Annotated in this window: 19 protein-coding genes; 4 read left to right on the top strand and 15 right to left on the bottom strand. The window is 58.6% G+C overall.

Translation table 11 applies throughout. The annotated features are described in order from the left end of the window. Positions 1–2: 2 nt before the first annotated feature. Complete coding sequence (locus tag ACZZ0D_RS12635) at positions 3–1,196, bottom strand: aromatic ring-hydroxylating oxygenase subunit alpha (protein WP_212545847.1); 1,194 nt, start codon at positions 1,194–1,196, stop codon at positions 3–5. A gap of 286 nt (positions 1,197–1,482) precedes the next feature. On the opposite strand from ACZZ0D_RS12635, the gene ACZZ0D_RS12630 reads away from it, so the two are divergent. Continuing rightward, positions 1,483–3,153, top strand: coding sequence for a BCCT family transporter (locus tag ACZZ0D_RS12630; RefSeq protein WP_463553417.1), 1,671 nt, complete (start codon positions 1,483–1,485; stop codon positions 3,151–3,153). Positions 3,154–3,211: 58 nt separating this feature from the next. Here the strand turns inward: ACZZ0D_RS12630 and ACZZ0D_RS12625 are convergent, their stop codons facing one another. Together ACZZ0D_RS12625 and ACZZ0D_RS12620 are read right to left on the bottom strand one after the other, a co-directional pair. Next, positions 3,212–4,126 carry a LysR substrate-binding domain-containing protein gene (locus ACZZ0D_RS12625; protein ID WP_463553416.1) on the bottom strand — a complete coding sequence of 305 codons (915 nt, stop codon included), beginning with the start codon at positions 4,124–4,126 and terminating at the stop codon, positions 3,212–3,214. A gap of 181 nt (positions 4,127–4,307) precedes the next feature. Continuing rightward, complete coding sequence (locus ACZZ0D_RS12620) at positions 4,308–5,357, bottom strand: NAD(P)-dependent alcohol dehydrogenase (protein WP_463553415.1); 1,050 nt, start codon at positions 5,355–5,357, stop codon at positions 4,308–4,310. Positions 5,358–5,548: 191 nt separating this feature from the next. Here ACZZ0D_RS12620 and ACZZ0D_RS12615 point away from each other — a divergent pair, with 191 nt between their 5' ends. After that, complete coding sequence (locus ACZZ0D_RS12615) at positions 5,549–6,478, top strand: Gfo/Idh/MocA family protein (RefSeq protein WP_463553414.1); 930 nt, start codon at positions 5,549–5,551, stop codon at positions 6,476–6,478. A gap of 129 nt (positions 6,479–6,607) precedes the next feature. Here the strand turns inward: ACZZ0D_RS12615 and ACZZ0D_RS12610 are convergent, their stop codons facing one another. The 5 genes from ACZZ0D_RS12610 to ACZZ0D_RS12590 form a co-directional block, all read right to left on the bottom strand. After that, positions 6,608–7,852, bottom strand: coding sequence for an NAD(P)/FAD-dependent oxidoreductase (locus ACZZ0D_RS12610; RefSeq protein ID WP_463553413.1), 1,245 nt, complete (start codon positions 7,850–7,852; stop codon positions 6,608–6,610). Further along, a complete protein-coding gene (locus ACZZ0D_RS12605; protein ID WP_463553412.1) occupies positions 7,842–9,434 on the bottom strand; it encodes an aldehyde dehydrogenase (NADP(+)) in 1,593 nt (530 codons plus the stop codon). The genes ACZZ0D_RS12610 and ACZZ0D_RS12605 overlap by 11 nt, the downstream gene beginning before the upstream one ends. Positions 9,435–9,502: 68 nt before the next feature. Continuing rightward, positions 9,503–10,450: a dihydrodipicolinate synthase family protein gene (locus tag ACZZ0D_RS12600; RefSeq protein WP_463553411.1), complete on the bottom strand. Its 948-nt coding sequence runs from the start codon at positions 10,448–10,450 to the stop codon at positions 9,503–9,505. 54 nt (positions 10,451–10,504) lie between these two features. Continuing rightward, positions 10,505–11,431, bottom strand: a complete 927-nt coding sequence (locus ACZZ0D_RS12595; RefSeq protein WP_463553410.1) for a 4-hydroxyproline epimerase — start codon at positions 11,429–11,431, stop codon at positions 10,505–10,507. 22 nt (positions 11,432–11,453) lie between these two features. Next, a complete protein-coding gene (locus ACZZ0D_RS12590; RefSeq protein WP_463553409.1) occupies positions 11,454–13,079 on the bottom strand; it encodes an APC family permease in 1,626 nt (541 codons plus the stop codon). Between the two features lie 231 nt (positions 13,080–13,310). Here ACZZ0D_RS12590 and ACZZ0D_RS12585 point away from each other — a divergent pair, with 231 nt between their 5' ends. Next, on the top strand, positions 13,311–14,081 hold the full coding sequence (locus tag ACZZ0D_RS12585) for a PAS domain-containing protein (protein ID WP_463553408.1): 771 nt from the start codon (positions 13,311–13,313) through the stop codon (positions 14,079–14,081). Positions 14,082–14,371: 290 nt separating this feature from the next. On the opposite strand, the gene ACZZ0D_RS12580 is transcribed toward ACZZ0D_RS12585, so the two are convergent. Next, positions 14,372–15,634 carry a tetratricopeptide repeat protein gene (locus ACZZ0D_RS12580; protein ID WP_463553407.1) on the bottom strand — a complete coding sequence of 421 codons (1,263 nt, stop codon included), beginning with the start codon at positions 15,632–15,634 and terminating at the stop codon, positions 14,372–14,374. Between the two features lie 448 nt (positions 15,635–16,082). Further along, positions 16,083–16,688 (bottom strand): LuxR C-terminal-related transcriptional regulator, encoded by a 606-nt coding sequence (locus ACZZ0D_RS12575; protein ID WP_463553406.1) that lies wholly within the window; start codon positions 16,686–16,688, stop codon positions 16,083–16,085. A 114-nt stretch (positions 16,689–16,802) separates the two neighbouring features. Between ACZZ0D_RS12575 and ACZZ0D_RS12570 the strand changes: the two genes are divergently transcribed. Continuing rightward, positions 16,803–18,431: an ATP-binding response regulator gene (locus tag ACZZ0D_RS12570; protein WP_463553405.1), complete on the top strand. Its 1,629-nt coding sequence runs from the start codon at positions 16,803–16,805 to the stop codon at positions 18,429–18,431. 85 nt (positions 18,432–18,516) lie between these two features. Here the strand turns inward: ACZZ0D_RS12570 and yecR are convergent, their stop codons facing one another. From yecR to ACZZ0D_RS12545, 5 genes are all read right to left on the bottom strand, one after another. Further along, on the bottom strand, positions 18,517–18,825 hold the full coding sequence (gene yecR, locus ACZZ0D_RS12565; RefSeq protein WP_007918065.1) for a YecR family lipoprotein: 309 nt from the start codon (positions 18,823–18,825) through the stop codon (positions 18,517–18,519). 32 nt (positions 18,826–18,857) lie between these two features. Then, on the bottom strand, positions 18,858–19,172 hold the full coding sequence (locus ACZZ0D_RS12560; protein ID WP_463553404.1) for a hypothetical protein: 315 nt from the start codon (positions 19,170–19,172) through the stop codon (positions 18,858–18,860). A 192-nt stretch (positions 19,173–19,364) separates the two neighbouring features. After that, entirely contained in the window at positions 19,365–19,793 is a 429-nt protein-coding gene (locus ACZZ0D_RS12555; protein WP_463554804.1) for a hypothetical protein, read from the bottom strand. Positions 19,794–20,475: 682 nt separating this feature from the next. Continuing rightward, positions 20,476–21,648, bottom strand: coding sequence for a cystathionine gamma-synthase (locus ACZZ0D_RS12550; RefSeq protein ID WP_463553403.1), 1,173 nt, complete (start codon positions 21,646–21,648; stop codon positions 20,476–20,478). Continuing rightward, positions 21,645–23,021 (bottom strand): pyridoxal-phosphate dependent enzyme, encoded by a 1,377-nt coding sequence (locus ACZZ0D_RS12545; protein ID WP_053121219.1) that lies wholly within the window; start codon positions 23,019–23,021, stop codon positions 21,645–21,647. Before ACZZ0D_RS12545 ends, ACZZ0D_RS12550 begins: the two co-directional genes overlap by 4 nt. Positions 23,022–23,197: the final 176 nt, after the last annotated feature.

The raw sequence follows: 23,197 nt of genomic DNA, 5'->3' as shown, positions 1-23,197 counted from the left end.
GTTCATTCTCCCGCAGAGGCTGGCTTGACGCTGTCGAGCAGCGAACGCGCGGCCCACTTGTGGAAGTAATGGGTTGGCAAATCCATTTCCGGAGAGAACGCACCGCCGTTGTAACCCGGCGAACTGCGACCTTTTTGCATGCCTTCAACTGAAGCGATGTCCTCGGCGAACACCACACGCCACGACGCCATGACTGCATTGCGAGCGGCTTCGTAATGCGGGTCGAGCGCCTCGTCACCGACATAGAACAAGCGCAGATGCTCAACGGTTTTACCCGGAGCGATCGGCTCCAGCATCATCGCAAACGCGTGGTCGGCCTGGATGCCGAGCAGCACGTTAGGGAAGAACGCCACGTATTCGGCGTTGCGCAGGCGATCCGCTGGCCACGACGGGAAGGTCGGCAGGTGCGTACCGGCGACGTCCGACAGGTTGTAGGCGTAGCTGCCCTGACCGGCGAATTGATCAAAGAGAATGTTGTAGTGGTCTTCCAGGCGTGAGTAGGTGTTCAGGCTCGGGTGCACCCACGGCAAGTGATAGGCCTCGCAATAGTTCTCGACCGCCAGTTTCCAGTTGCAGTTGACTTCGATCGCCATGGCACCGCTGTTGCCTTCGCGACGCATCAGGCTCATGCCGTCGTCGCCAAGGAACTGCTTCCAGCGTTCGGTCAACGGGGCGAGGGCGTCTTCCAGTGCAGGGGCATCGCCAGACAGATTGATGAAGACCATGTCCATCCAGATCGCGCTGCGCAGCGCTTTCAAACCATGTTTTTCACAGGCGAAACGTTCGTCTTTGTGCTGGTTGATACCACCCACGTGCGGGGTGCCGCGCAAGGCACCATTGAGGTCATAAGTCCAGGAGTGGTAAGGGCAGCGGATCATGCCCTGGACGGTGCCGGCTTCCTGCACCAGCTTCACGCCCCGGTGGCTGCACACGTTGTGGAAGACCTGCACCTGACCTTCACGGTTGCGCATCATCAACAGCGGCAGTCCCATAAAGTCCACGGGTTTGACGTAGGCATTGGTTGGCAAGTCGGTGGCGAAACCGATGCACGCCCAGTTCTTGCCCATCACCTGATCACGGTCGAGTTCGAAGTAGTGTTGCTCGGTATAAAAATCGTTGGTCAGGCCGTGAGCGTGCTCGATAGGGGCGAGGACGTTTTCCAGGCTGTGTACGGGAATGAGGTTGGCGATGCCCATTATTGTTTTCTCCAGATCGCACGGTAGGTCGGCCTTTTCGGCCTGTGGCTGGATTGATTCTTGAGGTCGGGGCAGGGCGCGAACAAACCATTTTTCGACGCGGATTGATGAGAAAAAGTCATTTATGAGCGGTGCAGTCATTCATGCCGAAATCTCATCAATCGATGAGATTAAATGGTTTGTTGCGTGCCGATGGCTCGCTCATTGTTGGTCGCGCAATGGGTGACAGACGTTGCCTACAAAAAATCCCGTACAGCGCCTACTACAAAAACAAGGGAGATAGCTGATGCGTGCCAAAAGTGGCCTCTTCAAAGGGCTCAATCCAACAGTGACTGTCGTGTCGGTTGCCATGGTCGTTGCCTTCGTTCTGCTCTGCGCGTTAAAAGGCGATCAGGCAACAGTGGTGTTCAAGACCGCATCCGACGCCATCCTCCACAACTTCAAATGGTTTTATCTGGCCCTGGTCAGCGGCCTGCTTGGCGTGTTGCTGATGATTGCGTGCAGCCGTTACGGCGCACTCAAACTGGGTCGAGAGCATGACGTTCCGGAGTTCAGTTTCAGCGCATGGATTGCGATGCTCTTCAGTGCCGGCATGGGCATTGGCTTGATCTTCTGGTCGGTTGCCGAACCCGTTCTGCATTACGCCAATAACCCCTTCGCGCCGGGTCTGAGTGATGAAGCGGCAACGGTTGCGATGCGCCTGACGCTGTTTCACTGGGGCCTGCATCCGTGGGCGATCTTCACCATGATTGGCGTCAGCCTGGCTTATTTTGCTTATTGCAAAGGCTTGCCACTGGCGCTGCGCTCGATCCTCTATCCGCTGATTGGCAAACGTATCTATGGGCCGATCGGTCACGTGGTGGATATCCTCGGCGTGGCAATCACCGCGTTTGGTGTCTCTCAATCCCTGGGCCTTGGCGTGGTGCAAATCAATACCGGTCTGCATCAGGTATTTCAGATACCGGTGAGCATCGGTTTTCAACTGTCGATCATTGCATTTGTCAGCTTCATCGCAGCGGTGTCGCTGGTGGCGGGTTTGTCCAAAGGCATGAAACGCCTGTCGACCTTGAACATGTGGCTGTCATTCGGGCTGATGTTGGTGGTGCTGTGCCTGGGCCCGACGCGCTATATCCTCAATTTTTTCTTTGAATCGATGGGCGATTACGTCCAGCACATTGTCGGTCTGAGTTTCTGGACCGACACCCAGGCCGACACGTCGTGGCAGAACAGTTGGACAGCCTTTTACTGGCCTTGGTGGATGACGTGGGGGCCGTTCGTAGGCTTGTTCATCGCGCGAATTTCCAAGGGACGAACCATTCGCGAACTTATTCTCGGGGCGTTAGTGGTGCCGACGCTGGTGACCATTTTGTGGATGTCGGTATTCGGCGGGGCGGCATTAAAAGACGAGCAGCAGGCCCGTCATGCCCACGCACAATTGCCGGTGGCCGAGCAGGTTGAAGCGCAGCCATTTACTGGCGGCCCGGTACTGCAAGCGACCCAAAAAGAAACCACCGCCGCGATGTTCACGTTGCTGGAGCGGCTGGACGGCCCGGTCACTGGCGCTATCCTTTGTGTGATCGTTTGTTTGTTGCTGGCCGTGCATTTCGTCACGGCGGCCGATGCCGGGACGCAAGTGCTGTGCATGCTCAACTCGGTCGGCAGCATCAACCCGCCCAACTGGATTCGGGTGTTGTGGTGTGTGCTGGAGGGGGCGATTGCCGGCGGGTTATTGCTCGCTGGAGGGCTGGTGGCAATTCAGATGGCAAGCATCATTATCGGCCTGCCCATCGCCGTGTTTCTCTTGGTCACTGTCTACAGTCTGATCCGCAGCCTGCGGGCCGATACCATGAGTTCGGTCGAGGGTGTGATGGTGATGCGCGCCACCGCCAACGATCCGACAACACAAGCGGAGAACGGCGCTTTCGCAGCGGTAATGGCGCCCCGCGAACTGGCGTGAATTGACAGTTTTTCAGAAGTAAAAAGGCACCGGCGTTTATATCGCCGGTGCCTTTTTTTCAAGCTGCGATCGTTTGCCCAAGATGGCTCATCAACCACTGCCGGAAGCGATTGACGCTTTGTCTGTTCGCGGCTCGGCCCATGGGCTCGAGCATGCAGAACTGCGCATCGGTGCGAAGATACACATCAATCGGTTTAACCAGATTGCCGTTGTGCAGATGGTCTCCCATCAGGTTCGACCAAGCCAATGCAATGCCTTGTCCGGCGAGCGCCGATTGAATCAGCATTGAATAGCTATTGATGTTGATCCGCCGTCGCGGTGTCGGCACCGGGTAGCCCAAATGATCAAACCAGTCCTTCCAGCCGATCCAGTCACTTTGCGGATCCTCCAGCCATAACCAGGTGCATTCACCCAAGTGCTGTGGATCACTGATTTCTGGGTGCTGAGCGAGATAGGCCGGGCTGCACACCGGGAAAATTTCCTCACTGAACAGCGGCGTAACCAGCATATTCTTCGGTGGTGTGCTGCAGTAATACAGCGCCAGATCACAATCAAGGCGCGAGAAATCGCTGATCTGATCCGTAGCGATAATGCGCAGGTCAATTTCTTCGTTCTGTCGCTGAAATTCCGAGACCAGCGGCAATAGCCATAGCGATGCCATCGCGGTACTGGTCACCACCGTCACCTGCTGCGCGCCACGCCAATGTCGGACACCAGCCGTTGCGTGGGCGAGTTGTTGCAGGTTCTCGCGCACAGTTTCACAGTACTTTTTGCCAGTGACGGTCAGGTTGATTTCACGCGTGGTACGCGCGAACAGCGGTGTGCCCAGATAATCCTCGAGCACACGAATCTGTCGGCTGATTGCGCCTTGCGTGACGTTGAGTTCACGGGCGGCCAAGGTAAAGCTCAAATGCCGGGCGGCGGCCTCGAATGCCACCAGACTGTTGAGCGGTGGCAGCGGTTGCAGTTTCATCAGGCGATCACTTTTTTATAGGTTTTGTGCAGCGTTCGCGGATTGTGCAGAAGGCGCCAAACCGCCGCTACTTTTTTGTGACCGATCAGTGCTGATGACGACAGAAGGCAATGCGGGATGGCAGATTCGATGAGATTACGATGGCAGCGCCGCTACGACAGCGCTGCCACCGATTTGATGTTTAGCCGGCCAACGTCGCGTTATCGATCACAAACCGATACTTCACATCACCCTTGAGCATCCGCTCATACGACGCATTGATCTGATCCGCCCGGATCAATTCGATATCCGAAACGATGCCGTGCTCGGCACAGAAATCCAGCATCTCCTGAGTTTCAGCAATACCGCCAATCATCGAACCCGCAATCGTGCGACGCTTCATGATCAGGTTGAACACGTTCGGCGATGGATGCGACGTGGCCGGCGCGCCGACCAGGGTCAAGGCACCGTCACGTTTGAGCAGCACCAGAAACGCATCGAGATCATGCGGCGCCGCGACAGTGTTGAGGATCAAATCGAAGCTCTTTGTATGCGCAGCCATTTCCTCAGGATTGCGCGACACCACCACTTCATCGGCACCCAGCGCCAACGCCGCTTCGCGCTTGGATTCTGAAGTCGTGAAGGCAACAACATGCGCACCCAAGGCGTGCGCCAGTTTGATGCCCATGTGGCCCAAACCACCGATGCCAACCACGCCGACTTTTTTGCCAGGCCCGGCGTTCCAGTGGCGCAGCGGTGAATAAGTGGTGATGCCCGCACACAGCAGCGGCGCGACGGCGGCCAGTTGCGCTTCGGGATGGCGGATGCGCAACACGTAGCGTTCATGCACGACGATGTTTTGCGCGTAACCGCCCATCGTCCAGCCCGGTGCGTCCGGGGTCGGGAAGTTGTAGGTGCCGATCATGCCGTCGCAGTAGTTTTCCAGCCCGGACTCACAGTCGTCGCAGTGTTTGCAGCTGTCGACGATGCAACCGACGCCGACCAGATCACCCACCTTGTAATCGCTGACATGCGCGCCCACCGCCGACACCCGACCGACAATTTCATGCCCCGGCACACAAGGGAATTGCGTGCCGGCCCATTCCGCGCGCACCTGGTGCAGGTCTGAATGGCAGATGCCGCAGAAGGCGATATCGATCTGCACATCATGGGCCGCCGGGGCGCGGCGGTTGATCTGCATTGGCTCAAGGGGTTTGTCGCCAGCGTGGGCGCCGTAGGCTTGTACAAGCATGGGAACATCCTCAATCGGTTTGTCGTGGTGACATTCTTCGCTTTTCGGTGGGCCGGGAAGTAGTGCATTCCTGTGCGATCCTTGCCTGATCCTGTGCGCCGTTGTGACTTTGCGGTGACAGACGCTCGCGGCGTTTGCGGGTAATCTGCCGGTTCGCTGCATAAAACAAAAAACTCAAGCAGGAGTCATTGATGCAACCAATCCGTCTCGGTCTGGTGGGCTACGGCAAGATTGCTCAGGATCAACACGTCCCGGCGATCAACGCCAACCGCGCATTCCAGTTGGTGTCTGTCGCCACGCAAGGCAAACCTTGCGCTGGCGTAGAGAATTTTCAGTCGCTGAGCGAGTTGCTCGAGAACGGCCCGCCGGTGGATGCGATTGCCTTTTGCACGCCGCCGCAAGGTCGCTTCGCCCTAGTGCAGCAAGCGCTGGCGGCGGGCAAACATGTGCTGGTGGAAAAGCCGCCGTGCGCAACGTTGGGCGAGGCCATGGCCTTGGTCGATCAGGCAAAAGAGCAGGGCGTCAGTGCCTTGTTTGCCTGGCATTCACGCTATGCACCGGGCATCGAAATCGCCCGTGACTGGCTTGCCACGCGCACTTTGCAAAGCGTGCAGATCGACTGGAAAGAAGATGTGCGCAAGTGGCACCCCGGCCAGACGTGGATCTGGCAACCCGGCGGCCTCGGCGTATTCGATCCGGGCATCAATGCCTTGTCGATCGTCACTCACCTTTTGGCGCTGCCGCTGTTTGTCGAATCCGCAGAGCTGCGCGTGCCGGAAAACTGCCAATCACCGATTGCCGCTTCGATCAAAATGTCGGATGCGCAGCAGCTCGATGTGCGAGCGGAGTTTGATTTTGATCATGGGCACGATGAGTTGTGGAGTATTGAGATTCGTTGCAAGGAGGGCGTGCTGCGGCTGGATAACGGTGGGGCGCTGTTGAGTATTGATGGCGTGCGTCAGGCGGTATCGGAAGAGGGCGAGTACGCGGCGGTGTATCGGCATTTTCAGCAGTTGATTGCCGAGAGGGGCAGTGATCTGGATTTGCAGCCGTTGCGGTTGGTGGCGGACAGTTTCTTTGTCGGTAGCCGGGTATCGGTCGCCCCTTTCTACGACGCCTGAAGAAACCAAATTTTATGGCCTGACAAATTCCAAATGTGGGAGCGGGCTTGCTCGCGAATGCGGTGTGTCATTCAGCAATCAGAGTGGCTGAACGGACGCCTTCGCGAGCAAGCCCGCTCCCACAGGTTTTTAGAAACGGTCAAGCCTGTATGGCTCGTTTCTCGGCATCTCACGCAACGCCATCCCGACAACCATCTCCGCCGTCACCGCCGCCTGCGTCAGCCCCAAATGCTGATGACCAAACGCAAGCAAAACCTTGCCCCCGCACACCTGATCAATCACCGGCAGTGAGTCCGGCAATGACGGCCGAAAGCCCATCCACGGTGTCGCCGCTTCAGCACTCAGATCCGTGCGAAACAAGCCCTGACTCAACCGATGCAACTGCCACGCGCGCTCCATGCTCGGCGGTTTCTCCAGTCCCGCAAATTCAACCGTACCCGCCAGCCGCAACCCTTCGGTCATCGGCGTCATGATGAACTTGCGTTCCAGCGAGGTGACCGGGAAGGGCAGTCGACCTTGTTCCTGCGGCAACATCAGGTGATAACCGCGCTCGGTGTCCAGCGGTACTTTTTTGCCGGTCAGCGCGGCGGTCAGTTTCGCCGAGTGCGCGCCGCAGGCAATCAGCACGCGGCTCGCAGTCAAGCCTCCATTTCCGGTAATCAGCGAAACGCCGTTTTCCTGAACAAGGCCTCCCTGCACCTGCTGTTGCAGAAAACTCACGCCGCAGGCTTTTGCCGCTTCAACCAATTCGCAGACCACCCGGTACGGGTCGATGAAATGCCCGGTGCGCGGAAAAAACAAACCGCCCTGAATCTGCTCGCTGAGTTGCGGCGCCGTGTCCTGAATCGCCTTGGCCTGCCAGTAATCGACAGGCACTTCCTGCTGTCGCAATCGAGCTTGCAACGCGCCGATGGCCTGACGTGATTCCGGGCGTTCGAACACCAGCAACGAGCCGTCGACTTTCAGCAAGTCCGGCCGCTGGATGTCGGCGAGCAAGCGCTGCCACGCATCCAGACTGCTTTCATTCAGCGCGCGTAATCCGGCCACGGTTTTCTGAAACGGTTCCGCCCGCAGGTTCAGCAGCAGCCGCGTGAACCACGGCAAGGCGCGGGGCAGGTATTTCCAGTCCAGCCGCAACGGCCCCATCGGGTCGAGCAGCATGGCCGGCAGGCGTTTGAGGATCGACGCATCGGCAATCGGGAACACCTGTTCGGTCGCTAGATGCCCGGCGTTGCCGAAAGAAGCGCCGTGGCCCGGTAGCTGTTGATCGATGACGACCACGCGCAAACCCTGGCGGGCAAAACGCAAGGCGCAGGCGACGCCGATGATGCCGGCGCCGACCACAGCGATGTCGTGGGAGACGTTATTCGTCATTGGTCAGTGCTTCCCTGTGCCCATCGAGCAGGCGACTCAGGTGCAACGGATTTGCGTGTTTCAGTGCTGTCGGCAACAAGCTGTCGGGGAAATCCTGATAACAGACCGGGCGCAGAAAACGCAGGATCGCCGCCGTGCCCACCGACGTTGTGCGCGAGTCTGACGTCGCCGGGAAAGGCCCGCCGTGCACCATTGCATCGCAGACTTCGACGCCGGTCGGCCAGCCATTCACCAGCAAGCGTCCGGCCTTGCGCTCCAGTGTCGGCAGCAGCGCGCGGGCGTGATCAAGGTCTTCATCATCCAGGTGCAGCGTCGCAGTCAACTGACCTTCCAGACGCTCGGTGACTTGGCGCATTTCATCCACGCTGGCGCATTGCACGATCAACGATGCGGCGCCAAACGCCTCGGCCTGCAGATGGTGATCAGCGAGGAAATCGGCGGCGTCGCTGACAAACACCTGCGCCTGACCCTGATTCGGGCCGCTGCCGATCTGGCCGATGGCGGCGACATTTGCCCGAGCGTTTTCGGCCAGCGCATTCACCGCCGATTCATAGGCGTTGAAGATCCCCGGGGTGAGCATCGTCTGCGCCGGACTGTTTTTAATCCGTTCGGCCGTAGCGGCGATAAAACTGTCTAGCGCTGTACTTTTCAGCGCAATCACCAATCCTGGATTGGTACAAAACTGCCCGGCGCCCAATGTCAGCGAAGCCACAAACCCTTCGGCCAATGCCTGAGTGCGCTTCTGTAATGCCGCCGGAAACAGCAGCACCGGGTTGATCGAACTCATTTCCGCATACACCGGAATCGGCTCGGGCCGCGCCTGCGCCGCTTGCATCAACGCCAGTCCACCGCTGCGCGAACCGGTAAAACCCACAGCTTTGATGCGTGGATCGCGGACCAACGCAATGCCCACTTCGCGCCCGGAACCGTACAACAGCGAAAACACACCGTCCGGCAAACCACGGGTTTTCACCGCCCGTGCCACCGCGCGGCCAACCAGTTCACTGGTGCCGGGATGCGCACTGTGCGCCTTGACGATCACCGGGCAGCCGGCCGCCAGCGCCGATGCCGTATCGCCGCCCGCCACCGAAAACGCCAAGGGAAAATTGCTCGCGCCGAACACCGCCACCGGCCCCAGCGCAATCTGCCGTTGACGCAGATCCGAACGCGGCATCGGTTGACGATCCGGCTGCGCGTTATCGACGCGCACATCCAGCCATTCGCCCGCGCGCACGGTGCGCGCGAACATTCGCAATTGTTGGCAAGTGCGCCCGCGTTCACCCAGCAGGCGAGGGCGCGGCAGGCCTGTTTCAGCCATGGCGCGCTCGATCAATTCATCGCCGAGGGCTTCGATTGCCACGGCGATGCTTTCCAAAAAATCAGCGCGGACATTCAGGGTTGTTTCGCGATAAGCGTCGAACGCCGCCCAGGCCAGCGCGCAAGCCTGCTCGACGTGTTCCGCCGAACCGCCGGCATAGGCCGGTTCCAGCGTGGCGTTCGTGGCCGGGTTGATGCCCCGAATGGCTTCGCGATTACCCGCGACAATGTGCTGCCCGATCAGCATGTGGCCCGTCAGCGTCATGGTGGTTTCCCGATAAAAAAGTGATGCCCGCCGTGAGCTAAAAACTTCACGGCAGGCGAAAGCAAGGATCAGGCGAAGTTCTGTTCCGCCGACCAGTTCTCGTACCAGTGACGGAACAGCGCGTACTGCTTCTCGGCATACCGACGTTGCGAGTCGCTCAACGCATCGGTTTCGTTGAAGTGCAGGGTGTATTCCTTGTCGCCGTTGAGCACCATCAGATGCTTGTAATACAGCACCAGATCGCAGCCTTCATCGAACGACGACAGCACCGCCAATGCCGATTCCAGCTCCCGCGCCTGACGCCGCGCATTCGCATCACCTTGGGCCGCCTTCTTGCTCAGCGCGACCAATTGCAGCACCTCGCGGGGCAGGGCGTTGCCGATGCCGGTGATCGCGCCGGTGGCGTTGCAGTTGACGAAACCGTGCACCACTTGCGTGTCGACGCCGACCATCAGGGTCACGTTTTCATCTTTGGAGGTGATGTTTTCAGCGGCGTAGCGCAGGTCGGCGCCGCCGCCAAATTCCTTGAAGCCGATCAGGTTCGGGTACTCGCGGCGCAGTTCGAAGAACAGGTCGGCGCGGGTGGCGAAACCGTAGTAAGGGCTGTTGTAGATCACCGCTGGCAGGTTTGGCGCCGCTTGCAAAATGGCCGCGAAGTGCGCTTTTTGCGCAGTCACCGAGGCACCCCGAGACAGCACGCGCGGAATCACCATCAAACCCTGCGCGCCGACTTTCGCCGCGTGCGCCGCATGGGCAACCGCTTCACGAGAATTCACCGCGCCAGTGCCGACAATCGTTGGAATGCCCGCTGCCACCAGACGCGCCACGCCTTCCTGACGCTCGGCCTCGGTGAGCAGCGGCCAGTCACCCATCGAACCGCAATACACCACTGCGCTCATGCCGATGTCGATCAGCTCGCGACCCTTGGCCACCAGCGCGTCGAAGTCCGGTTTGCGCTGCGCGGTGCACGGGGTCATCAGGGCCGGCATGCAACCGGTGAAGATGTTGTCGCTCATTGTTTTACTCCTTGGCACATCGTTCAAATTGAGGTGAAAAGTCTGCGTGGCGGTTTAAATGCCCCACGCGAACGGGTCTGTTTCGTCGATCAGCAAGGTGCTGTCGGCGGTCATGTAAGCGCGGCCGGTGATGTACGGGCGAATGCGCTCGCCCTCCCATTCGAAGCGGCCTTCGAATTGGCTGCCGGTGATGCTCGCCTGCACCCAGATCGCGCCGGGTTGCAGCTTGTCGTCGGCGGCGAGGCAAGCGAGTTTGGCGCTGGTGCCGGTGCCGCACGGGGAGCGGTCGTAGGCTTTGCCGGGGCACATGACGAAGTTGCGGCTGTCGGCAACGGCGTCGTCAGCGAACAGCTCGATGTGGTCGATCACCGCACCGTCTTCGCCATGAATGCCTTGGTCTTCGAGGGCCTTGAGCATCGCCCAGGTGTAGGCGGTGAGGTGTTCGACGTTGTCCATCGTCAGCGTCTGGCCGTGTTCGGAAACGAGGAAGAACCAGTTGCCGCCATAGGCGATATCGCCGAAGACGCGGCCGAACCCCGGCACGTCCACCGACACTTGTTTGCGATGACGGTAAGCGGGGACGTTGCCCAGCGTGACCGAGCCGTCATCATGCAGCGTGGCGCTGACCGGGCCGACCGGTGTGTCGATCTTGTGCACGCCCGGCTGGATTTTTCCCAGGTACTGCAACGAGTTGATCAGGCCGATGGTGCCGTGGCCGCACATGCCGAGGTAACCGGCGTTGTTGAAAAAAATCACCCCGCACGTGGCGTCCGGCGATACCGGTTGGCAATACAGCGCGCCGACCAGCACATCGTTGCCGCGCGGTTCCAGCAGGCAGGCACGGCGCCAGGCATCGTGCTGATTGCGCAGGGCATCGCGTTTTTCCACCATCGTGGTGCCGGCCAGATCGGGGAAACCGCTCATCACCAGACGCGTGGGTTCACCGCCGGTGTGGGAATCAATGACGTGTACTTCTTTCATGAATAGATCCCGTTGGATGATTTCAGTAGGCGCCGGCAGGGCGCGCGGTCACGGTCGAAGAGGTTTCGGCGACTTCGCTTTCTTCATCGTCTTCTTCCAGACGCAGCAGGTGCGCCGGTACGCCCGTCGCGGCGCCCCAGTAATAAATACCGGTGGCGCAAACGGCGACGACGATGGTGTCGAACGGATGAGCGAGGATGCCGAGGCCACCAAAGGTGCCGAGTTTCGACAGGACGATGGTTACTGCGTAGAAGGCGATCAACCACGCGGAGGAGCGCACCTGGCTGGCCAAATTGAGGTGCGCGGTCGGCACGAAACGGCCGCACAGCAGGTACACAACGAACATCAGAATTTGCAGGCCAAGCAGCCACGACACGGTGTTCCAGCCCGACCAGTAAACGATCAGCGCGGCGATGATGAACGACACCGGCCCGAGCACGCCCATGCACTTGACCCGGAACGGACGCGGCATGTTCGGCGCATTGCGGCGCAGTGCAGCCACCGAAACCGGTGCCACGGCGTAGCTCAGCACCAGCGCGGCGGAGACCACGTTGATCAGCGCTTCCCACGACGGAAATGGCAGCGTCCAGAACACCGACAGGGCAAAGGTCAGCCACAGCGCCGGACGTGGGATGCCGGACTTCTCATCGATGTGGGTGAAGACTTTGAAGAAGGTGCCGGTCTGCGCCCAACCGTAGATCACGCGCGGCGTGGCGTTCATGTAGATGTTGCCGCAACCGCTTGGCGAGATCACCGCGTCGGCGACCACCAGATAGGCCAGCCAACCCACGCCCAGCGCCAGTGCGATGTCGCGATACGGCAGGGAAAACTCTTTGCTGATCCCAGCCCAGCCATTGGCGAGCATTTCGGTCGGGATGCTGCCGAGAAAGGCCATTTGCAGCAGCACATAAATCAGCGTCGACAGCAGCACCGAGAGAATCAACGCGATGGGAATAGTGCGCTGCGGATTCTTCACTTCACTGGCCACCGAGATGATCGGCGTCAGCCCCAGATAGGCGAAAATCACGCCGCCCGCCGACACTGCCATTTCGATACCGGACAAGCCGAACGGCGCAAAACCTTGCACGTGAAAGTTGGCCGGTTTGAAGAAGGTGAAGAGCACGCCGATCACCAGCAGCGGCACGATGAACTTGAACACGCTGACCAGATTGTTGGCCTTGGCGAAGGTCTTCACGCTGCGGTAGTTGAGCAGGAAAAACACGCAGAGCAGGCCGAACTGCACCATCCAGCCGAGGATCGTCGGGTTGCCGCTGCCCGCTTGGGTCAGCTCGGGAAACCATGCCGCCGCGTATTGGCGCGAGGCAACCACTTCGATCGCCACCAGACTGGAAAACGCGATCAGGGTGATGAAGCCCATCAGGTAGCCGAGCAGCGGCCCGTGGGAGTAAACCGGGTAACGCACCACGCCGCCGGCACGCGGTAATGCCGCGCCCAGTTCGCAGTAAACGATGCCCAGCAACAACACGGCAAAACCGCCTAGCAACCAGGAGAAAATCCCCGCCGGCCCGGCAATCGCCGACACGTGACTGGCCGCGAACAACCAGCCGGAACCGAAGATCGCTCCGAGCCCGATAAATGTGAGGTCGATCAGTGAAAGCTGTTTTTTGAACTTGCCTTGGCCTGACATGGCATCGCCTTCTTGTGAGTTATTGGATAGGCAGTTGTGTCACTGGGACGGCCAGACTTTGAACTCATCGACGGCATGGCGATTGATGTTTTGCGGCGGGTTGGATGACGAAATCAGCACAATGGCGCAGATTAATCGCGGCCCTCGACAGGCCTGCATTGATCCTGCAATCTGCACGCGAACGCCCCAGGGCGGGCACTTGGCCGATCCGCGTTTGAAGAGGAATCCGTAATGCAGCAAGCGTTTTCGATCCTGTCCCAAGGCATCGGCGGCCATCGTCCGCAGACCCTGGAAGAGTTACTGGCCGGTGCGGCGCTGCTGTTGCCGATGCTCGACGTGATCCCCAATGCGGCGATTTTCATCAAGGACACGCAGGCGCGTTACGTGCTCGCCAACCGCACGTTGGTGCAGCGTTGTGGCTTGAAGGATTTGCGTCCGTTGCTCGGTAAAACCAGTGCGCAGGTATTCCCGGCGCAACTAGGCCCGGGCTATACCGAGCAGGATCGCAAAGTGCTGGAGGAGGGCTTTGTGCTGGAGGATCAGCTTGAGCTACACCTGTACGGCAGTCGCGAACCGGGCTGGTGCCTGACGCACAAGCAGCCGCTGTACAACCGTGACGGGGTGATTATTGGGCTGGCGGGGATTTCGGTGGATCTGCAATCGGCCAGTGAAACGCATCCGGCGTTTGAGCGATTGGCGGCTGTCGATGAGCATATTCGTGGGAATTTCAATCGTCGGGTGACCTTGGTGGAATTGACCCGGATTGCTGGTATTTCCGTTGCGCAACTGGAGCGTTACTGCAAGCGCGTGTTCCATTTGACGCCTCGACAGATGATTCAGAAAGTGCGGCTGGAGCATGCGCATCGCCTGCTGCATAGCGATTTGCCGATCACTGACGTTGCGCTGCAATGCGGTTATACCGATCACAGTGCGTTCACTCGCCAATTCAAGGCATCTACCGGTTTCACCCCTCGCGAGTATCGACAGGCCACTTCTCAGTGAACGACTTTAATCCCCTGTGGGAGCGGGCTTGCTCGCGAAGGCGGTGTACCTGCAACGTGGATACTGAGCCTGCCGCCGCCTTCGCGAGCAAGCCCGCTCCCACAGGTTTTGCGTCGTATACAAAATCCCTGGCACACCACAAATCATTGTAGGAGCTGAGCTTGCTCGCGAAAGCGGTGTGTCTGTCACGATGATTTTGAATGTGCCAACGCCTTCGCGAGCAAGCTCGGCTCCTACAGGATTGTTGTGTTACTGGGGGCTGTTGAACTGGTCGGAATAGCTGCCGGTCATCAATGCTCAAGCGGGTGAGTGACCTTCCATTTTTCGGCAAAGGCTTTGCCTTGCTCGATTTGTTCGGGTGTCATTTTTTCAGAATAATCTTCTAATGTCTCCCGATTATCCTCTATTTCATACTTGTCATTATCCAGGCCCGCTAAAAAGAAGATAAGGCCATAAGCCTTCACCCTATCAAATGAAAAGCCATAGTAATTTGGATTGCTTGCATACTCTCGAGCAAGTAAAGCAATACCATTTTTGTCACCTGCCTTCGCAGATTCCTCTAGCCAATACCGGGAAATTGATAGATCTCCGTTATCTTCATAAACAGAGGCTGCATATTCAATCATTGCCTTTGGATAGCCATTTTCAGCCGCTCGCTTATACCACTTGATGACTTCTTTGCGGCGCTGTCCAAACCACCAAAAAAAGCCCTCGCCAGCTGAGTAACTCCTGGCAAGCTGATATTGTGCGTATGGGTAGCCTCCCTCTGCTGATTTAATCAGCATATTAAGATCAGAATTGCCAACGTATAATAAATAGGCGGCTTCCATGTCGCCGGAAGCAATTTTTTCCCGTGCAATCTTCTCAAATTCTAATTTCCATTCGTGCTGGGTTTTATCACCTTTTGGGCAATCCTTGACGATGGTACATAATATATCTCCATCACTTAGAGCCAGACGAAGCAGGGAATTAAAGTTTCCTTGATTGGCAGAGGGTACCAGCCACTCACGAGTATCTTCCACTCTGTGGTTCTTTGCATAACGAAGCTCATCCTGTAGATGAAACCACTCTCCTACAACATCCGACTCGGCCACCCAATCATTTAGTTTGCTTAGTTGTTGTAAATCATTTGAGGCAAACCTTTCCATTAACGTTTTTTTAAACTCTCGATCCCATTCATCCCAGCTTTTTTCCCCTTTTGGACAAAATGAAGCGGTGACACACAGCTTAACGTTGTGAGACAACTGATAGAGGGAGAATAAATTACCTTGATTAGCGGAAGCCACGAACCACTTTAGCGACTCTTTCGAGTCTAACGTTTTATTAAGTTCCAGTTGACGAAGTTGTTCCGCTAAATAAAATTGTGCTTCTGCATCGCCAGCCTCAGCGGCAATGCGCAATTCAGGTTCTGCATTTTTTTCTTGGTTGTATAGTGAAATGCCGCGTTCCTTGGCTGCCTGCTGCTTTGGCGTGAGCACTGCAAATGCAGTGATTGAATTGAATAAAAAGAGCAAACCTGCAATCGATTTAATTATATTTTTATAATGATTCATTTTCCTTCCTTGTGTAGTTGAGAAGCGAGCGCCGTATTCCATGTGCTGTTTGACACTAAGGGGCGAAGTGCAGCAGGTAAATATTTCGAGACGTGTGTTGTCGAGTCCGCACTGCAAATCGGAGCTCTTCAATCGGCAGACTTGATGCCATTTTCAAAAAAACTCGTATGACAATAAAAACCCCAGCGATCGAAAGACCTCAGGGGTTTTCGTGTGCAGAACATCTCGTGTTTACGCTGAGCCACTTCGCGCGCAGGGTGGGCTAAAAGTGCCCTGCACAACCATGATTATACGTCGCTCAAGCAGAGCAGAGACAGTTGGAAACGCCTGAATCAGGTAGTCGGAAAACGCTATTTCAACCTAACAGATCCCGGTGGTCGATCTGCTCGGGCTGGTGGTGGTTTGTTGATGGCGCAGGTCGATCCATAACACCGCTCTCCGGCAGCTCTTACACAATCCCCGTGTATTTCACGGCGGCAGCCGCCCGCGAAGGCACGTTCAGCGTGCGCAACAACGACGACACATGAATACGCACCGTGAACGGTGAAATATCCAGTTCGCGGGCAATTTCCTTGTTGGTCTTGCCTTGGGCGATCAAGCGCAGCACGTCCTGCTGACGGGGCGTGAGGGCGGCGCCGGTTTCCAGCGGCAACAGCCCGGACGGCGCAAACTTCACCAGTACTTCACCTTCGCGAATCGCCAGAATCGCCTGACCGATTTCATCGGGGGCGATGTTTTTGCCGATAAAGCCGTCGATACCGGCGGCCATCACTTCATTGATCAATGCTTGATCATCGACCATCGACACCACGATCAATGTCGTGCGCGGCAAGCGTCGACGCAGCTCGGCGAGTTGGCTGACGCAGGTCAGTCCGGGGAATCTGAGATCGAGAATCAGCGTGTCCGGCTCGTCACCCAAAGGCAAAAGGGCCAGTACGGCGTCGAGGTCACCGGCTTCCTCAAGGACGGCGTCAGGCAGCAAACGCTGAACCGTGCGCAGCATCGCTTCGCGAAACAACGGGTGATCGTCGGCTATGATAATTCGGCAGGTCATGGCGTGACCCTCCCTGGGTCAGGCGTGGCTCAAGGTCTGCACACTAGCACCGAGCGCAAGGGTTGCCTGTAGGCTGATTCGGAATCTGACGATTGCCGCACAAGGACGTTTACCATGAAGTTCGAGAAAAACACTGAACTCGATCAGGCCAATCTGCGCATTATCATCGCCAGCATTGCCGTGGTTTACATGCTCATACTGGGCTTTTTGCCGGGCCAGCGCTTCGATACCTATCTGCCGGTGATCACCTACATCATCGTGTTTTTGCTGGCCTCGATCGGCTTGCGTCAGGCGATTGCGCGCTGGCCGGGGCATTATCCGGCGCGACGGATTTTCGCCATGGTTCACGATTACACCGGCACCTGCTTCGGGCTGGTGATCGGTGGTGAGGCGGCGTTGCCGCTGTATGCGGTGATTATCTGGGTCAATCTCGGCAACGGCATGCGCTATGGCTCGCGCTATCTGGCGATTGCCACGGCGCTGGCGTTAGTGGCGTTGATGTGTGTTTATCGGCTGACGCCGGTGTGGCAAGCGCAGCCGTTTATGGTGTTGATGCTGATGCTCACCAGCACGGTGATTCCGTTCTATGCGCACTTGTTGCTGGAACGTACGCGCAAGGCCTCCGAAGAAGCGGTGGCGGCGAATCTGGAAAAGTCGCGATTTCTCGCTCAGGCCAGTCATGATTTGCGCCAGCCGATTCATTCGATTGGACTGTTTACTGCGTGCCTGCGTGAGTCGCGCTTGGGTGAGGACGAGCGGCGGTTGGTCGACAACATCGACCGTTCGTTGCTCAACGTCTCTCAACTGTTCCGCTCGATTCTCGACCTGTACACCCTCGACAACGGGCGCGTGTTGCCCAAACTGCAAAGCGTGAATCTCGGCGAATGGCTGGCGGAGCTGATCCGTCAGAACGCCGAGGCGGCGCGTTGGGCCGGGGTGGAGCTGCGTTTGCGTCCTTGTTCCTACTGGGTTCAGACCGCCCCGGCGTTGCTGGCGACCATGGTGCAGAACGTGCTGTCCAACTGCTTCAAATACGGTGCGCAGCGGCCGGTGTTGATCGGCGTGCGCCGGCGCGGGGCAGGGCTGGCCATCGTGATCCATGACCGTGGCAATGGCATCGCCGAAGAGCATCTGGGCAAGGTATTCGAGGAGTTTTATCGGGTGCGGCAAGTGCGCGACAAGGATGTCGAAGGCGTTGGGCTAGGCCTGTCGATCGTCAAGCGTCTGGGGGAGTTGATCGGTGTCGGCGTTGATCTGCGTTCGCAGCTCGGGCGGGGAACGGCGGTGAGCTTGTACGGCTTGCCAATCGCTGCGCCGCCGCAGGTAACGGTCAATCGTGATGAGGCGCGTCAGGTCGGTCTGCTGACCGGGTTGAAGGTGTGTCTCGTAGAGGATGATCGCAACGTATTGCTCGCGACTTCGGCGCTGCTGGAGCGCTGGGGCTGCTCGGTTCAGGTCGAGTTGACGGCCGAGGATCTGATCACAGACTGCGACATCATCGTTGCCGACTATGACCTTGGGACTCACGCTACCGGCATCGAATGCATCGACAATGTGCGCAAGCAGAGAGGCTGGGCAGTGCCGGCGATGATCATAACCGGGCACGACGTCGAAAAAATCCAGGCAGCCCTGCACGACCGCGACATTGCCATCCTGTCCAAACCGGTACGCCCGGCCGAGCTGCGCGCGACCTTGAGAGCCCTGCGCGACCGGCAACCCGAACCCGCTGAAAGCGTTTCGTGAACGATCATCGCGGACACACCAAAAATCCCTGTGGGAGCTAGCCTGCGAGCGATTTGGCCAGCAGGCTAGCTCCCACATTTTCAGATCAGCGCTTGCACAGGTAATCCTGGGTGATGGTGGTCTGCAGGCAGTTGTACTGCCCCATGGTGCGGCAGATGTTTTTCTCGGAGCCGGTGACCTCGGCGTTTTTGTAGCCCCAGGTCTTGCAGCGTTGTGCGGCGACGGTCAGGCCTTGTTCGGCGCTGGTCTGGCCGCTTTCGAATTGGCCCAGTTCATAGGAGACCTGGACGACGCCATCATTTTTGCTGCCGCCGGTGGCTTCCCACTGTTTCGGCGTGGCACAGCCAGTCAGAAACAGGGCGCTGAGAGTGAGTGTTGCGATCAGGGTTTTCATGGGCAAACGGTGTCCTTTACCGGGCGGGGAAGTTATTGCATTGGAATGGGCGAGGCGCCTTTCGGCAGGCATGACAGCGGCGGCGTCATGATGCCCATGCTTGCCACGGCTATGATTGCGCCACTGGGCAACTCGCAGTTGTATTCGCCGGCCGGGGTGTAGGCGGTGTAGTAGGTGAGGGTGCTGTCGCTGCGGATGTTGTCGATTTTCGACACCGGTTTACCGATCACTGTCTGAGCGCGTTCTTTCATACTCGCTTCGGTGGGTTTGGCGGTCTGGCAGCCGGCAACGCCGAGTAGCATGGCGCCGACCGCGGCGATCTTGCAGAGGTTTGTATGGAGTTTCATGGTGGTTCTTCCTTGGTGTTGTTTTGATTTCCAGGCACAACGATCCCCCACGCTGCGAACAGGCAACGTTGAGGAACATCGGGGGTTGCGGGGGAATATAACGCCGGGTGGCAGGACGGTCGATTAGCACAAATGTGCTAGTGCGGCGCGCAACAGTCGGCTCGCTGGAGCCGCCCGCTGGGCCAAGGAAGATTACTGTGGGCTGTTGAACTGGTCGGAATAACTGCCCGTCATCAACGCGGAGGCAACACGATCAGAACCGACCCCGACGCGGGAATAGGCAACCCGGTTGACGCCGGTACGGTCGGCGCCATCAGAAGCCAGTGCGCCCGCGCCGACATGATCGGCACCGTCAGAAGCGACGGCACCCGCGCCGACATGGTCAGCACCATCAGAAGCGACCGCACTAGCGCCGACATGATCAGCACCATCAGAAGCGACCGCACCAGCGCCGACATGATCGGCACCGTCAGACGCTACAGCGCCTGCACCGACGTGATCAGCTCCATCTGAGGCGACCGCACCCGCCCCAACGTGATCAGCACCATCCGAAGCCAACGCCTGCGGCTGCGCCGCCCAGACATTAGGCACCACCACGGTCGCCACGACCGCCAGAAGCACGCCTGACAACAGCTTGTGTTTCATAGTTTTCTCCACGCCCCGGCAGCCACAAAGCGATAAGGCATCGTCCGCCGCGTATTGGCTGGCGCCACGACTCATTTGGCTGGGGTCAGTCTGGTTGGCGAAAGGCACGGGCACGCTGTCAAGCATGCGGGTGTCGACAGAATCATGATCGAACTGATTGAGTATAGATCGCGATAGCGAGGCGGCGCGGCGGGGGGATCGACGGCTGTTAGGCGCTTCTCTTCCTGTACTGGTCAGGCACAGTTGAAATCAATCTAAAAACGCCACGGCGGTTCTGTGAGCCTTTGCTAGGCTCAAAGATGTAGGCGAAGACGCAGACTGATGCGCAATCGGATAGCAAGGGGACGTGGGGCGCGTTCCGAAGGGTTCACGGTTAGAAAGATCTCCGCGCTGAGATCCAGCCCTTATGCCGTGTGAAGCAGCTGAGACCGTTACTTTTCACCCTTGGTTCAGTACTGTGAGACTCCCGATAAACCTTGTAAGCCAGAGACCAGCACTGGCCGCCTACTCAAACACCAAAGCCCGCCCCGTGCGGGCTTTGTCGTTCTCCACAGGTCTCCCTTGTACCCCTGTGGCGAGGGGATTTAGCGAAACGTCGCACCGCCCCGTTGGGCTGCGAAGCAGCCCCCCTCGACAATTTCGAATCAAACCCCAAGACTTACATCCCAGCCAAAGCCTGCGCCAAATCCCCCCTTAGATCCTCAACATCCTCAACCCCCACCGACAGCCGCACCAACCCGTCACCAATCCCGAGTTTAGCCCGCGTCTCAGCCGGAATCGTCGCATGCGTCATGATCGCCGGATGCTCGATCAAACTCTCCACGCCGCCCAGACTTTCCGCCAACGCAAAGATCTTCACGTTCTCCAAAAACCGTCGCGCACCGGCCAGATCACTGTTCAGATCAACAGAAATCATCCCGCCAAAACCACGCATCTGCCGCTTGGCCAACTCATGCTGCGGATGCGACGGCAGCCCCGGATAGTAGACACGTTTAACCTGCGGCTGCTGCTCCAGCCACTGCGCCAGCTCCAGCGCATTGCTGCAGTGACGCTCCATGCGCAGTGCCAAAGTCTTCACCCCGCGCAAGGTCAGAAACGCATCGAACGGCCCGGCAATCGCCCCGACGGCGTTTTGCAGAAAACCCAGTTTCTCTGCCAGTTCAGCGTTCTGCCCAACCACGGCAATCCCGCCAATCACATCGGAGTGGCCGTTCAAATACTTGGTGGTCGAGTGCAGCACGATGTCGAAACCCAACTCCAGCGGCCGCTGGATATAGGGGCTGGCGAAGGTGTTGTCGGCAACGCAAATGATCCCGCGTGCGCGGCAGATGCGCGCAATCGCGGCCAGATCCGACAGGCTCAGCAGCGGGTTGGTCGGCGTCTCGACCATGACCATCCGCGTGTCGTCCTGCAATGACGCTTCGAACGCCGACAGATCGGCCAGGTCGACGAAGCTGAAACGATGCCCGGCGCTGCGCTGACGCACCTTGTCGAACAGACGGAACGTGCCGCCGTACAGATCGTTGCCGGAGACAATGTGCGAACCGGCATCAAGCATTTCCAGCACCGTCGAAATCGTCGCCAATCCTGAAGCAAACGCAAACGCCCGCGTGCCACCTTCAAGATCCGCCACGCAACGCTCCAGCGCAAACCGTGTCGGGTTGTGCGAGCGGCCGTAATCGAAACCTTTGTGCACGCCGGGGCTGTCTTGCAGGTAGGTGGAGTTGGCGTAGATCGGCGGCATCAGCGCGCCGGTGGTCGGATCCGGTTCCTGCCCGGCGTGGATCACCCGGGTCGCGAAACCTTGGGATTTAACGTCGTGCTGACTCATGCGAGGGATCTCCGTAATTGGTTGAGCATGTCGACGCGGGTGATCAGGCCATGGAAGCCCGAAGCGTCAGCGATGATGGCGACGAGGCCACGGCTGAGCACGCTTTCCAGCTCGGCCAGATCGGCGTTCGGCGCGAGGGTTTGCAGCTTGTCGGTCATGGCGCTGGTCACCGGTTTGCGGAAGTGCGCGGCATCTTCATGGACGCCGAGCAGGATGTCCGACTCATCGATCACGCCGACCAGTTGCTTGCCGTCGATCAACACCGGCAACTGCGAAACGTCGGCCAGGCGCATGCGCTGGAACGCGGTCAGCAGGGTGTCGTCGGGGCCGACGCTGATCACCCGGCCATCTTCAAAACGACGGGCAACCAGGTCGCGCAAGTCGCCATAACCTTTGCGTTTGAGCAGGCCCTGATCGGTCATCCATTGATCGTTGTAAACCTTCGACAGATAGCGCGTGCCGGTGTCGCAGACGAAACTGACTACGCGCTTCGGCTCGGTCTGTTCGCGGCAATAACGCAACGCGGCGGCGAGGAGGGTGCCGGTGGAGGAGCCGCCGAGAATGCCCTCGGCCTTGAGTAATTGACGGGCGTGATCGAAGCTTTCTTCGTCGCTGATCGAGTAGGCGTGGCGCACGCTGGAGAGGTCGGTGATCGACGGAATAAAGTCTTCGCCGATGCCTTCCACCGCCCATGAACCGGGCGTCGGCAGGCTGCCGTCGCGGCTGTATTGCGCCATGACCGAGCCGACCGGATCGGCCAAGACCATTTCCAGATCCGGTTGCACGCGTTTAAAGAAACGGGTCAAACCGGTCAGCGTGCCAGCCGAGCCAACGCCCACCACAATCGCGTCCAGATCATGTTCGGTCTGCGCCCAGATCTCCGGCGCGGTGCTGCATTCGTGGGCCAGCGGGTTGGCGGGGTTGTTGAACTGGTCGGCGAAAAACGCGCCGGGAATGTCTTTCGCCAAACGCGCGGCGACGTCCTGGTAATACTCGGGATGGCCCTTGCCGACATCGGAGCGGGTGATGTGCACCTCGGCGCCCATGGCTTTCAAGTGCAGGACTTTCTCGGTGGACATTTTGTCCGGCACCACCAAAACCACCCGATAGCCTTTGGCGCGGCCGACCAGTGCCAGGCCCAGACCGGTGTTGCCGGCCGTCGCTTCGACGATGGTGCCACCCGGTTGCAGACGGCCATCGCGTTCGGCGGCGTCGATCATCGCCAGGCCGATACGATCCTTGATCGAGCCGCCGGGGTTTTGCGATTCGAGTTTGAGAAACAGCGTGCAGGGCCCGGTATCAAAGCGGGTCACTTGCACCAGCGGAGTGTTGCCGATCAGCCCAAGTACGGCAGGGCGGGATTCCTTTGACATGTCTTCACCTCGGTGTTGGTGATTGATCGCGTTCCATTCGCGCAGAAGATGCTCGCAAGCAACATAGGCCCGGTTGGCACCTCTCGCAACCCCGATCCCCGTAGGAGCTGCGGAACGCTGCGATCTTTTGATGTTGGTTTTTGAAGGGCAAGATCAAAGGATCGCAGCGTTCCGCA

It is taken from the genome of Pseudomonas sp. AC193, from assembly GCF_979258075.1.
The sequence above is the reverse complement of the archived record's forward strand: the minus strand, read 5'-3'. Positions and strand labels throughout refer to the sequence as shown.

Bases quoted from the DNA above. Each gene is read 5' to 3' on its own strand.
- ACZZ0D_RS12635 (WP_212545847.1), bottom strand. From the start codon at position 1,196: ATGGGCATCGCCAACCTCATTCCCGTACACAGCCTGGAAAACGTCCTC.
- ACZZ0D_RS12630 (WP_463553417.1), top strand. From the start codon at position 1,483: ATGCGTGCCAAAAGTGGCCTCTTCAAAGGGCTCAATCCAACAGTGACT.
- ACZZ0D_RS12605 (WP_463553412.1), bottom strand. From the start codon at position 9,434: ATGACGCTGACGGGCCACATGCTGATCGGGCAGCACATTGTCGCGGGT.
- ACZZ0D_RS12625 (WP_463553416.1), bottom strand. From the start codon at position 4,126: ATGAAACTGCAACCGCTGCCACCGCTCAACAGTCTGGTGGCATTCGAG.
- ACZZ0D_RS12620 (WP_463553415.1), bottom strand. From the start codon at position 5,357: ATGCTTGTACAAGCCTACGGCGCCCACGCTGGCGACAAACCCCTTGAG.
- ACZZ0D_RS12590 (WP_463553409.1), bottom strand. From the start codon at position 13,079: ATGTCAGGCCAAGGCAAGTTCAAAAAACAGCTTTCACTGATCGACCTC.
- ACZZ0D_RS12610 (WP_463553413.1), bottom strand. From the start codon at position 7,852: ATGACGAATAACGTCTCCCACGACATCGCTGTGGTCGGCGCCGGCATC.
- ACZZ0D_RS12580 (WP_463553407.1), bottom strand. From the start codon at position 15,634: ATGAATCATTATAAAAATATAATTAAATCGATTGCAGGTTTGCTCTTT.
- ACZZ0D_RS12615 (WP_463553414.1), top strand. From the start codon at position 5,549: ATGCAACCAATCCGTCTCGGTCTGGTGGGCTACGGCAAGATTGCTCAG.
- ACZZ0D_RS12585 (WP_463553408.1), top strand. From the start codon at position 13,311: ATGCAGCAAGCGTTTTCGATCCTGTCCCAAGGCATCGGCGGCCATCGT.
- yecR (WP_007918065.1), bottom strand. From the start codon at position 18,825: ATGAAAACCCTGATCGCAACACTCACTCTCAGCGCCCTGTTTCTGACT.
- ACZZ0D_RS12545 (WP_053121219.1), bottom strand. From the start codon at position 23,021: ATGTCAAAGGAATCCCGCCCTGCCGTACTTGGGCTGATCGGCAACACT.
- ACZZ0D_RS12570 (WP_463553405.1), top strand. From the start codon at position 16,803: ATGAAGTTCGAGAAAAACACTGAACTCGATCAGGCCAATCTGCGCATT.
- ACZZ0D_RS12595 (WP_463553410.1), bottom strand. From the start codon at position 11,431: ATGAAAGAAGTACACGTCATTGATTCCCACACCGGCGGTGAACCCACG.
- ACZZ0D_RS12560 (WP_463553404.1), bottom strand. From the start codon at position 19,172: ATGAAACTCCATACAAACCTCTGCAAGATCGCCGCGGTCGGCGCCATG.
- ACZZ0D_RS12550 (WP_463553403.1), bottom strand. From the start codon at position 21,648: ATGAGTCAGCACGACGTTAAATCCCAAGGTTTCGCGACCCGGGTGATC.
- ACZZ0D_RS12575 (WP_463553406.1), bottom strand. From the start codon at position 16,688: ATGACCTGCCGAATTATCATAGCCGACGATCACCCGTTGTTTCGCGAA.
- ACZZ0D_RS12600 (WP_463553411.1), bottom strand. From the start codon at position 10,450: ATGAGCGACAACATCTTCACCGGTTGCATGCCGGCCCTGATGACCCCG.